General features: G+C 52.2%; 10 protein-coding genes. 2 read left to right on the forward strand and 8 right to left on the reverse strand.

The window, feature by feature from the left end; all coding sequences use genetic code 11:
• Positions 1-7: 7 nt before the first annotated feature.
• Entirely contained in the window at positions 8-2,953 is a 2,946-nt protein-coding gene (locus tag OZX74_RS07300) for a hypothetical protein (RefSeq protein WP_277156275.1), read from the reverse strand.
• Positions 2,901-3,749, reverse strand: coding sequence for a hypothetical protein (locus OZX74_RS07305; RefSeq protein ID WP_277156276.1), 849 nt, complete (start codon positions 3,747-3,749; stop codon positions 2,901-2,903). Before OZX74_RS07305 ends, OZX74_RS07300 begins: the two co-directional genes overlap by 53 nt.
• Positions 3,750-3,899: 150 nt before the next feature.
• Between OZX74_RS07305 and OZX74_RS07310 the strand changes: the two genes are divergently transcribed.
• Positions 3,900-4,367, forward strand: coding sequence for a hypothetical protein (locus OZX74_RS07310; protein WP_277156277.1), 468 nt, complete (start codon positions 3,900-3,902; stop codon positions 4,365-4,367).
• Positions 4,358-4,642, forward strand: coding sequence for a hypothetical protein (locus OZX74_RS07315; protein ID WP_277156278.1), 285 nt, complete (start codon positions 4,358-4,360; stop codon positions 4,640-4,642). Before OZX74_RS07310 ends, OZX74_RS07315 begins: the two co-directional genes overlap by 10 nt.
• Positions 4,643-4,720: 78 nt before the next feature.
• Here OZX74_RS07315 and OZX74_RS07320 read toward each other — a convergent pair whose 3' ends face one another.
• From OZX74_RS07320 to OZX74_RS07345, 6 genes are all read right to left on the reverse strand, one after another.
• Positions 4,721-4,873, reverse strand: a complete 153-nt coding sequence (locus OZX74_RS07320; RefSeq protein WP_277156279.1) for a hypothetical protein — start codon at positions 4,871-4,873, stop codon at positions 4,721-4,723.
• Between the two features lie 464 nt (positions 4,874-5,337).
• Positions 5,338-6,180, reverse strand: a complete 843-nt coding sequence (locus OZX74_RS07325; protein ID WP_277156280.1) for a phosphatase PAP2 family protein — start codon at positions 6,178-6,180, stop codon at positions 5,338-5,340.
• A 338-nt stretch (positions 6,181-6,518) separates the two neighbouring features.
• Complete coding sequence (locus OZX74_RS07330; protein WP_277156281.1) at positions 6,519-8,525, reverse strand: ribonuclease J; 2,007 nt, start codon at positions 8,523-8,525, stop codon at positions 6,519-6,521.
• Positions 8,526-8,684: 159 nt separating this feature from the next.
• On the reverse strand, positions 8,685-9,596 hold the full coding sequence (gene dapA / locus OZX74_RS07335) for a 4-hydroxy-tetrahydrodipicolinate synthase (protein ID WP_277156282.1): 912 nt from the start codon (positions 9,594-9,596) through the stop codon (positions 8,685-8,687).
• Between the two features lie 44 nt (positions 9,597-9,640).
• Positions 9,641-10,393 carry a 4-hydroxy-tetrahydrodipicolinate reductase gene (gene dapB / locus OZX74_RS07340; RefSeq protein ID WP_277156283.1) on the reverse strand — a complete coding sequence of 251 codons (753 nt, stop codon included), beginning with the start codon at positions 10,391-10,393 and terminating at the stop codon, positions 9,641-9,643.
• Between the two features lie 142 nt (positions 10,394-10,535).
• Positions 10,536-11,882, reverse strand: coding sequence for an MFS transporter (locus OZX74_RS07345; RefSeq protein WP_277157462.1), 1,347 nt, complete (start codon positions 11,880-11,882; stop codon positions 10,536-10,538).
• Positions 11,883-12,062 lie beyond the last annotated feature (180 nt).

The raw sequence follows: 12,062 nt of genomic DNA on the forward strand, positions 1-12,062 counted from the left end.
TCCACTACTATAGGATAAACTTATGGTACATAACAAGTTTTCTAAGCTCCTCTTTAAGATTATATAGGCCGCTATGAAAATGGCACTCAGCACGAGTTGACAAATTACTGTTTTCAATAATGGAGAGTATATCCTCCACCTGCTGTCTGTTCGCCATAATGGGTTGGTAGTCATGGTTATGGTGGGAACCTCCCCTATCAGAGGAACGCTCTATATAGTAATGGTACAAAATGTCACCAGCCAGATTCGACTCTTCGGAAGGAGCATCGGCTATCAGCGTCTCAAAATAGTATTGAATATTCGCAGCATTCGGGAAAGCCCTCTCTGAACGGAATAACGCAAGCAAAATGTTTTTCAATTCATTTTCCTCTTCTTCCGATTTCTCTTCTTCTGATTTATTTTGTTCCTCTCCCAACTCATTCTCTTTTAAACGTCGGCGGCAATTATCAATAAAGTCAGCAACATTCTGAATTTCCATATCTTTCGAGCTAAGCTCAAGAGCTCTGCTCAGAGTCTCCCATGTTGCTCCAGTCCAAGCTATATCTGCCAATATTTGTGCCAATTCATTATCATCACCGGTACTCTCAAAGGCATCACGCTTATTAGAACTGATCCATTCCAAATACTTCTCAAAATTCTCTGGCTCTATCGTCAGTTCATAAATATCTTGAGGACGAGACCTATCGGTGTCATAGTCTTTTGCACAGAAAAGCTTCTTCATTTGTTGATGATAGTCAGAGTTATTGAAGAAGCCTTTCATCCTGTTCAAAGACGGCAACAAACCGCTTGAATCACTTGTTGCTATATAACGAAGATTCTTTTCATTATATTCATATAAATCATTGGCAATCAGCATATCCTGAACCGACTCAGAAAAAATCGAAAGATCCTCGACCGGCTTTAAAAGGTTATCCTCGCCCTGGAACCAAAGCGTGACCAATGCCCTCATACGATATTTATTGTCATGAGAAAGTCCGAAATCGGATTCGTTCTCAACGTCTGTAGCATCAAGGGTATCAAGATCAATCAAACCTCGTTCAGGTAAATCCTGTGTCAAAAATTCGAAATCGCCAAAATGCTCTTGAATATACTCACTGACATCGCTTATCTGATCTTCATCAATAAAGGTGTCATCATTCTCCAATACGCCAATGGCATCCAAATAATTATCTCCCAATTTGAGATTACTAAGAGCAGCATTCATATACTTGAGTCTCAGTTCCTCATTGTCTTTTTCCCGATCAAAAATATAAAAAAGAATGAAGCTATCTTCATAGGCAAGAGCTTGTAAAACCATTTCATGCTGGCTCTCGTTTTCCGGCTTTTCCGCTGCAAGATAGCCGTCCAAAAAGGCATAATCCTGCCAATCAAGCATTTTCGAAATTTGCTTGACCAGTTGACTAAAATAATGGAAATCGTCAGAAGTTTTCGATTCTGCCAGATAATTCAGAATATCATAGTTGAGCATTACCGGAGATTCGAAAAGCGCATCGGCGGAATAAGTCGAATCTTCCCCTATTCGCTCTACGATTTCTTCAGCAGACTCGTTGCCTAAAGACAAATCGTATGCAGGAATATTCCTATCAATATAATGATGAAAGAAATTCCTTACTGCGGAACCATCCAAATTATCAGGAACCATCGAATACAAGATATAGTCTTCTGCTAGCCATCCATTAGAAATTAATGCATATATGAGTCCGTCTGAGTTTCCACCAGAAACCTGGGTGACAATATCTCTCAGTGACACTTCTTGAGTATTATGGATTTCACCTTGTTGAGCATTCTTAATCGTTGTTTTGTATTCATCATGTTTGATCACATATTCAAAATCAGCAGTCAGCAAATCATGCCGCTTCTCCGACAATTCGCTTCTCCGTTTCTCCAAACGTTTGCATTCGTCCTGATTGAAATGAGATATATTTAAATTCAAATCCATGAGTTTGCCAAGCTGCTGACGGGTAAGCATAATCCCAATATTTGAAACACCCTTAACAGAAAAATTAAGTAGAGTGTCTGCCGACAGTTTATATAGCTCCTCCCAAAAATCAATTTCCTCAAGACCCGAATCACTAATAGATTTAGACTTTCCCTCTACACTGTATGAAACATCAAGCGAGATATTCGACTGTTTCGTTATTTTGGATATTACTTCTTTCATGTTTTTTGCAAGCCGATAAGCATAATCCTTTTGAGAAGAGTCCTGATAAGCACTGAGCTTTTCTTCAAGAAGCTTTATCTGGTTCTGTTGTTTTTGACAATTGTCCTTTACGATTTCCCGGTAAGCCGAGTACACACAATCCAATTTGCTCTTATGGGCTTGCAGGTCGTCGATATCAGAAAGAAAAATGTTCTTATATATCAGAAAGCCCAACAATCGAGAATATTTGAGACCAGTCTCATACTCGTTAAAACTAATATCGTCATTCTCTTTTGCTGAAGCAGTCAACTGTTCTCGGATTTCTTCTCTTTGCATATTCTGTCCGGAGTCATTCTTTGAGCTGGAAAGCATATTGCTATACGCATCTTGAAATACTCGAGCATAGAGAACATATTCGTTTCTTATATTAAGCAGAGTCCGATTATCGGGTATATATTTTGCGGTGGAACCAACGACCTTATCAATGAATTTAGGAAAACCTGTAAAAACTTTCAAAGCTATCTGACTGGCATTTTCAGGAGAAACAAACGGAACGACCGAAATAATGAGATCGAAAAATTTTGCAAGAGGGAAAGACCCTAACCTCTTATTATCGCGATAATCCTGGTCTGGGAACACGCTGTCCCTAATAGCATAAATAAAACGAATCGGCTCTTTTTTATTAATGTTTTTATTAAGAACCAGATTCAGCTCACGCAAATCATCAAAAATTTGCGGCTCATCGAATCTGTCAAGATCTTCAAATATAACTATGTATTTTTTTGGTCTCGTCGAAAAAGTAGACAATTTCATCAAGATATTTATCAAAGTAAGAATCATTCATATCATCGTCTACAAACGACGCAGAGGCTTCGCCAAAAGCAACCGAAGCCAGATGGAAACGCCCAGCATAATGTTCAATCAGCATTTTTATAACTACGCCGAAAAACGTGAAAAGACCTAACAAAACCGCAGAATTAACCGCCAACGAAGCATACCCGTCCTTGGGGGCAATCCAATCTTCAGGGAACAAATGCAGCAGCTTCTGATACCATCCGAATTCAATAAAAAGAAGTAGAATAGCAATACTGCCTAATCCACTATAGATCCAGCTCTTTTTATTTCTATTTACCGCGCTTGGCCTATGAAAACGAGATAATGGGATGTCTTCCGGATCCACGCTATAAATCAGCTGCTTGACAATTTCTTTTTGCAAAAGATTCGTTTTCAGACTTGTACGGCCATCGGATTCAGCACGTTCGCTATCTTCGGATTTTTTGTTAGCCTTGCCATCCTTCTTGTCAGAGTCCTCTCCAGATCCCTCCACATTCGGGCTGGCTGTTCCAGATGCTCCAGCAGCAAGGGAAGCGAGCGATATTTGCACTACATCGCCCTGATGCTTCTCGCTGAATTGCCCAAGCACGCTGCTTTTGCCGGAACCATAAGGGCCGGAAAGAGCAATGTTCCGTATTTCAGAATCACCAAGGGCGTCATCAAGTTGATCCACATAAATCTGATGACTGTCTTCGTCATATTTTGGATACAACGGATTCAATTTCAAAGCCGGAACAACTCTGTCAGTACTTTTCGTATCGTCATCTTTACCCATAAATCTAAGTCTAAGAGAACTAGAATACTTTCATACGAATAGGGCCATCGCACGCATCGCTGCCTCAATGGTACAGACTATTTTTAATGGTCAAGGATTGCCATATGCTGAAGGCATGGGGAGAACCAGAGAAGTTGGGTTGTGTAGACAATGAATGTTACGTATGAGCGTTCCGGGTGCAAGCAGTTTTTCAAGAAGCATCGCGACGACGAGAAAACCATCAAGTCCTGCATCGAAAAAGCGTTGGGACTACAGCTGGAAACCGGGATGTCGAAGGTCAAGCGCGCGGTGTCGGCGCGGGTCGGCGGGCAGTGCGTCTACGAATGCCGCATCAACCTCAAGCGCACCGGTTCCGCACGCGTCGCGTTCATTGTCAATGAAAACGATAACCATGGCAACAGCAATCATCCTTCCAATGAAGAGAACAGCACCTTTAACGAAACCAACTCCAAAGAGTGCGATAGTAAAAACTCAAGCAAGCAAGGAACCAGCGAGACAAGTAAGAACCTGAAAAACGACGGAAACGTCAACGTGCTGTTCATCTCCTCGGTGCTGCAGAAGGACGAATTCACCCATATGCTCGAACGCGACCTGAAGGAGGCCGGACTATGCGACTGATTCCCGTGAAACAAGCGCTGAGCATGATGGAGAACGCGACGCCGGCAAAATCGGAATATAAAAAACTCAGCTTCTGGACCGCGAAAAAAGACCGTTCGCTGTGCCTTGAACACGACGAAAACGGCCTGATCCTGCACGAACAGGGTTACCGCGAAGAAAGCACGGCCTTCACCTCGGACAAGCACGACGCCCACGAATGCAAGCACGCCATCAAACAGGCGTTCAAGCGCGAATTCCCCCGCAGCCACAAGGTCTACGTTTCCGCGGTGAAATAACAGTTAATATGAAAAAGGCGGCAGATTGTTCCGCCGCCAACCCGCCTCGCTACCCGCTGGAATAGCGAGGTACTGGCACTACTCTATCCTGCTGATTGCATACAGCAGACAAATCAACAGGATTGCCGCAGCCACAAGTGAACCAACCTTGCGCACGATCGTGAGCAACACCGTTGCCACGAGCCAGCAGAGCCCGGAGTTCCCAGGCTTGTTATTATTAACGGATGCCATAATTGGCCTCCTTCGATATAAACGTCAGCCGGCCTTATGGTCTCGACCGGTCGCACGCACGTTTCAGCTCTCCGGTTCGGGGATTACCTGCCGCGTACGTGCGGCATTACCAACGTGACACACAACAACTTGAATTGCAAATTAAAACGGCAATATGATTGAAAAATCAAGATTTCTTTATATCGGAATCAAGAAACCTTGAGAAAGGTTGTGGATTCAAGAGGACCGTGATACGCTCAAAATATCGGTTGAAGCCGGTTCGCTTCGAGGCATTTGCCCGGGTCACTAAAAGCTTCGCCTCGTTGGGCTTCACCGGTAGGGCGGTCTATTATTCCGTCCTATTGATATAAACGGATTTGTGCGGGTCGTTGGCTTCGGTTGGCGATCCGCATAAGTTTTAGAGCAAAACGGCAACCACCGAGATTTCGGTAGCTACTGCCCTCACTTATTACTTAACAATAGGATCACACGAGCTCGTATTCTTGCGGATAGCGCTGCGCAAGCTGCTTGAGCAGCAGATGATGGGCCAGCCAGAGCGCGAACATCGGCAGGGCGAAACCGACGGTGACGTCGGAGAGGAAATGGGCGCCCTGCATCATGCGGCTGAACATGACGATAAGCGCATAGGCCAGGGCGACGCCGTAGACCATACTCTCCCTGTTCTTCCAACGCGGGTTGACCAAAGCAAGCAGGCAAAGCGAAAGGGTCACACCGGCGAATTGCGAATGGCCGGAGGGGAAGGACTTGATATTGTCGCGCACCGTGACGGCGGAGAGGTAGTGCTTGCCGTTCGGATGATACCAAGGCGTGAACAGGTCGAGGTCGCCTTGCATCGCGCGGAAACGGACACGGCCCCAGATGACCTTGGCGACTTCCAGCACACCGATCGAGCACAGGAACACCACCACGATGGCGATACCGGCCCAACGATAGCGCTGCTTTAGCTCGTCGGGTATCTTGTAGACGATGCAGGCAATGAGCACAGCCACAATGACACCGTAAACTACACCGAATATGTGACAATATTTGTAGCACAACGCAAGCCCTACAAGCGTCACACCAAGGTAGACAAGACCGGAAAGTATCAGCTTTGTCAGATTTTCCCTGACGAACGCATAGGTCCAAAATAACAGGGCCGCACCGACCATCAGGACGGTCGCGCCGATGAGGGGTGCCAAACGTTCGAAGAAGGCCGAGAAACCGTTGCCGGGCATATAGAGCGTCTGATCGATACGCAAATCGGCGAACGTGCCAATAATCAGCAGCACCAATGCACCGATTGCGGTGGCTGGAAATATCTTTTTCATACGTTATTCCTCGTGGTTTTGGTGATTCCAGACGGCTGCCGCACGCACCTTTCACCGTTTGCGCTTCACGACGAATTTCAAGTTAATTTCAGCTTCAGCGATATGATGCCGGAGCTAAACCTCATACCAAATTCAACAGTCTATTCCTCACGAAGTCCCAAACGCTGAACGCATAGCAGAGGTTCGGGAAAAGTTCACATAGCCATATAACAATTTCCCCGGCAGGCGCGAAACCTACCGGGGAAATCCACAAGATTCATGGCTTTACGCCATGTAATCGGCACCGACCGAAATCACATCGCGCGATTTCATCGTGTCCAGCGCCTCTAAGTCCGACCTCACCTGCCAGACGGAGTGCCGTCGATGACGTCGTGGGCGACATCGGCGATGACCGGGACGATCATCGGCTTGCGATGAAGCTGACGGGAGACCCAGCCGCCGATGGTGCGGCGCATGATCTGCTGGAGCTTGTGGGTGTCGTGGGTGCCCTGCATCATCGCGTCCTCGAGCTGGCCGACGATCTGGCGACGCACCTTGTCGAGATCGCTCTCGTCATCGGGGATTGCGTTCATGTAGACCTTCGGGCCCGAGATGACGTTCTTGGCGTCGGTGTCGACCACGGCGAAGATGGAGACGAAGCCTTCGGTGCCGAGAATCTTGCGCTTCTCGAGCTCCTCGTCGGTCAGCTCGCCGACGGTGTCTCCATCGACGTAGACGTAGGCGCATGGCACGGATCCGACGACCGCGGCCTGGCCGTGATAGAGATCGACGACATCGCCGTCCTCGGCAAGCACGACGTTCTTCGGATCGACGCCGGTCTTGACGGCGACGAGGCCGTTGGCGACCAGGTGGCGGTTCTCGCCGTGGATCGGCATGACGCACTTGGGCTTCAAAATGTTGTAGAAGTAGGTGAGCTCGCCCTCGTTGGAATGGCCGGAGACGTGGATCTTCGCGTTGTCGCGGTTGACCACGCGCGCGCCTTTCTGCACGAGCTTGTTGATCATGCCATAGACCTCGTTCTCGTTGCCGGGAATCAGGGAGCTGGCCATCACCACGGTGTCGAACTCGTTGATGGTGATGTCACGGTGGGTGCCGTCGGCGATGCGGCCGAGCGCGGCCATCGGCTCGCCCTGCGAACCGGTGCACATATAGACAAGCTTGTTGTCCTGGATGTCCTTGGCCTGCTTCAGATCGACCACGGTGCCTTCGGGAATATGCAGATAGCCGAGATCGGCGGCGATGGACATGTTGCGTACCATCGAACGGCCGACGAAGACGACCTTGCGGCCAACCTTGTGCGCGGCGTCGACGACCTGCTGGACACGGTGGACATGGCTGGAGAAGGAGGCGACGATGATCTTGCGGGTGGCCTCGCTGAAGGCACGCTCGAGCTCGGGGCCGATGGTGCTTTCCGGGCGAACAAAGCCGGGTACCTCGGCGTTGGTGGAATCGACCATCACCAGGTCGACGCCCTTCTCGCCGAGCTTGCCGAATTCCACCAAGTCGGTGATGCGGTGGTCGATCGGCAGCTGGTCGAGCTTGAAGTCGCCGGTGTCGATGACGGTGCCGGCAGGCGTGCTGATGCACACAGCCAAGGCATCCGGAATGGAGTGGGTGACGGCGACGAATTCGAGGTTGAACGGGCCGACCTTGAGCTTGTCGCGGCCATCGACCTCGACGCAGCGCGGGTTCTGATGGTGTTCCTCGCACTTGGCCTTGACGAAGGCGAGCGTGAGCTTCGAGCCGATCAGCGGGATGTCCGGACGCAGATTCAGCAGGTAGGGCACACCGCCGATATGGTCTTCGTGGCCGTGGGTCAATACGAGCGCCTCGACGTCGTCGAGCCTGTCCTTGATATAGCTGAAATCAGGGAGGATGAGGTCGACGCCGGGCTGCGCCTCGTCGGGGAAGAGCACGCCGCAATCAACCAACAGCAGATGGCCGTTGTATTCGACCACGTTCATGTTGCGGCCGATTTCGCCCAAGCCTCCGAGCGGGACGATACGCATGGAGCCCTTGCGGTACTTCGGTGGAGCAATCAGCACGGCGTCCTGGTTGGGCGAGGTGCCGGGAGTGCGCGAAACAGAGCGCGGGTTGGAACGGCGGCTGCCCGAACGGCTTCCGCCACGGGTGTTCCGCGAAGAATTCGAGCCGCCCGAACGACGTCCACCCGAACGGGAGGAGCTACGGGATTCGCTACGCTTGCTGCTTGTGCGTTTCTCACCGCTCTTGGCACTCGTGCGCTTCTCGGAATTCTGGGCAACTTCTTCGCTTTTGCGAGCGCGTGCCTTGTTGGCGCTGCCACGGCGATGCGTGGCGGTAGTTTTTTCTTTTGTTTCTGTCATATTCTTTAACTGTTTTCTGTTTTCTTAGTGTCCGCACCTGTGTGTGGACGAGGTATAAAAACAGCGGACGAAAGCCCGCGAACGCTTACGCGCCGTCGACTCCCCCGCTGCAATGAGTGATGCTTTTGCCTTGCTGTATCGTCAAAACCTTCTTAAAACCTAGGCATCCAGGATACCGGCAGCGACCATACCCTGATGGGCGCGCTCAAATTCCGGCTGGCCCGGACCGACATTCGGCAGGCGCATCGTGGTCTCGTCAAGCCATCCACGCTCGTGCAGCGCGGCCTTGGCAAGCACACCCTGGAATCCGGTGCCGTTGATGGCGTCGACCAGCGGAGCCAGACGGACGGCAAGACGCTGTGCTTCGTGGATGTCACCACGATCGAAAGCATCGGCAAGCTGACGCATCGGGTTCGACGCGACATGCGCAATTACCGAAATAATACCGACGGCGCCGATGGAAAGGAACGGCAGGAAGAGCGCGTCATCACCGGAATACCAAGTCAGACCGGTTTCCATACGCTTGCGCACGGCTCCTGCGATGTCTCCCGTGGCATCCTTGACCGCCTTGATATGGTCAAGCCCGGCGAGACGACGATACGTTTCAAGCTCAAGATGCACACCGGTTCGTCCGGGGACGTCGTAAACGATGATCGGCTTGTCCGCCGACTCGTTGACCGCCTGATAATGGCGGAAAATACCCTCTTGCGAAGGACGGGAATAATAAGGAGCGACCACCAGCACCGCGTCGGCGCCGGCCTCCTGCGTCTGCTCGACCATACGTACCGTATGGGCGGTGTCGTTGGAACCTGCGCCGGAAATCACCGGCACGTCGACGGCTTCCTTGACCACTTCAACGAGCTTGACCTTCTCATCCATGTGGGTGACCGGGGATTCACCGGTCGTGCCATTGACCAACAGGCCATCGGCACCAGAGGCGACCAAATGCTTGGCCAATGTCGCGGAAGACTGAAAATCGATGGAACCATCATCGCGCATCGGCGTCACCATGGCGGGGATAACACGGCCAAACGGCGCCGGATCAAGTAGATGCATTGAAGACTCACTCATAGCTTTAACGCTACTTGGCGGGCGGGACGCTTAACGCCCCTACCTTAAAGGTCGAGGAACGCGTCGAGGCCGACGGTCAGGCCGGGATGGGAGCCGGAGGCGATATTGCGCACCGCCAGCAGGACGCCGGGCATGAAGGAGGCACGGTCGAAGCTGTCGGCGCGGATGACCAGCTGCTCTCCGGTGTTGCCCAGCAGCACTTCCTCGTGGGCATTGAGGCCCTGAAGACGCACCGCGTGGACGTGTACGCCGTCGATGACCTGGCCACGGGAAGCCGCCTCGCCCTGCGTGCCGTCGGGCATCGGGGCGCAACCAGCCTGCTGGCGGGCGTCGGCAATCGCTTGAGCGGTGTGGATGGCGGTGCCGGAAGGGGCGTCGACCTTGTCGGGGTGATGCAGTTCGATGACCTCGGCGGAAGTGAAGTATTTGGCGGCCTGCGCGGCGAACTTGTCGGCCAGGACCGCGGAAATGGCAAAGTTCGGGGCGATGAAGACGGCCTGATCGCGGCGCGGGGCTTTGGCGAGCGCGGTCTTGACCTGATCGAGCTTCTCATCGGTCCAACCGGTGGTGCCCACCACGACGTCGACGCCCTGGGCCACAAGTTTCAGGACATTGCCCAGCGAGGCGTTCGGCACGGTGAACTCCACCGCCACGTCCGTATTGTCCGGCGTGATGGCGGCGATATCGTCATGCTCGCCGATCTGATTGACGATTTGCAGATCATCTGCGAAGTTGACCGCCTCGACCACGCTGCCGCCCATGCGTCCCTGCGCACCGACCACTGAAACTCTGATCATCGCTAATCCCTGCCTTCATGTTTTGATGTCTTGAAATATCCTATGAATATCGTACCCCGAAACCGCATACCGGAAACTGGAATATTGCTCTTTCGGCCATATTCCGGGCGAACTTGATTCTATTACGTATGATTTCTATCGATTATGAATTATGCTTGCGTGCCAGGAACCAGCCCAATACAGCAAGAGGAACGGCAGCGAACGTGGTGGCAATCGGCAGGAGCAGACCGACATGCGGGCTGGAGACATCAAGCACCATGCCGGCCAGCGAGGAACCGAAGGACGTGCCGACGGTGCCGGCGGTGGTGACCCAGGAGAGCCCCTCGGTCAGGCTGGCGGGAGGAACGATGTCCTTGATGATGAGATTGCCGGTGGCGAAGAGCGGTGAGACACACAGGCCGGAAAGCACCGAAAAAACACCCAGCAGGATGAGGTTGTCCATAGAAAGACGGCACAGCACGTAGCCACAGGTGAGCAGTGCCAGATAGACTACCATATGCTTCCAGTTGGAGCCCTTGGGCTTGTGCGAACCGAAGATGAACGCGCCGATGCAGGAGCCGACAGCGAACATGGCCAGCTGCACGCCCAGGAACTGGCTGCGGCCGATGGCCTTCATCATCGCGGTGACCGAGACATCGAACTCGTTGAAGCTCATGTTGAAGACCACAAACACGACCAGCAGCGGGATGACACCGCCGTAGAGCAACACGCTCTTGGGTTTCGGGGCGTGGGTATGCAGCTGCTTGAGACTCACCCCATCCTCGTCGAGGCGCAGCCCGAGTTCGCCACCGTGGTTGGCCGAAGCCGCCTTGACATCGGCATCCGTCTCAGGCGCGGCGGCGACCGTCACGCTTTCGATGACGGGAGGCTGGGTGTCTTTCAACGAGAAGAAGACCGCTCCCCCGATCGCGCAGGCGATGGTAGGCACGAACAGCTGGGAAACCGGACTCACGGAAGTCGCCAGGCCTGCCGCAAGAATAGGCCCTAAAATAAACACCATTTCGTCGATGCCGGCCTCGAGCGCATAGGCGGTATCCAAAAGATCGGCATCTTTCGGATCGCGCAAGGCATATGCCCAGCGGGTACGCACCAAGGCGCCGAACGCGAACTGGGTCAGGCCCATCGCGATGGCCAACACGAACAGCACGGGAATCGAGACACGGGCCCAAGCGGCAAAGGCGAAAACCAGCATGAACAGCACGGAGACGACCAGCGCGGGCCAGCCCACCTTGCGTTGGCCGAACCGGTCGAAAAGCCTCGCATAGAACGGCGTGACCACGGCGACGGCGAGGATGTAGACCGCACTCATCGTGCCGGCGATCGTCCAGTTGTTGTACATGTGGTTCAGGGCAAGCACGATTCCCAGGCTCATCATCGAAATCGGAAGTCTGGCCACCGCCCCGGAAATACAGAACGCCTTGGCACCGGGAATGGCGAAAAGCCGTCCATACGGCGACCGGTGACGCTGGCTCGGAACGCTACGACCCATATTGCTCACTGCCCATCAACCCTTTCCAATATGTTTTTCGGCGACACTCACGGCATCGAAATCGCGGTTTTCGAGGCCGAAACGCCAAAATCATCAAGGCGGATGCCAACCACATAATTCGATACTTTTGATGTATATATCCAGTCTATCCACCCGGCTCGGACGCATTGCCTGCAGCGT

Origin of the sequence: Bifidobacterium sp. ESL0798, assembly GCF_029395415.1 — a bacterium.
Classification (GTDB): Bacteria; Actinomycetota; Actinomycetes; order Actinomycetales; family Bifidobacteriaceae; genus Bifidobacterium.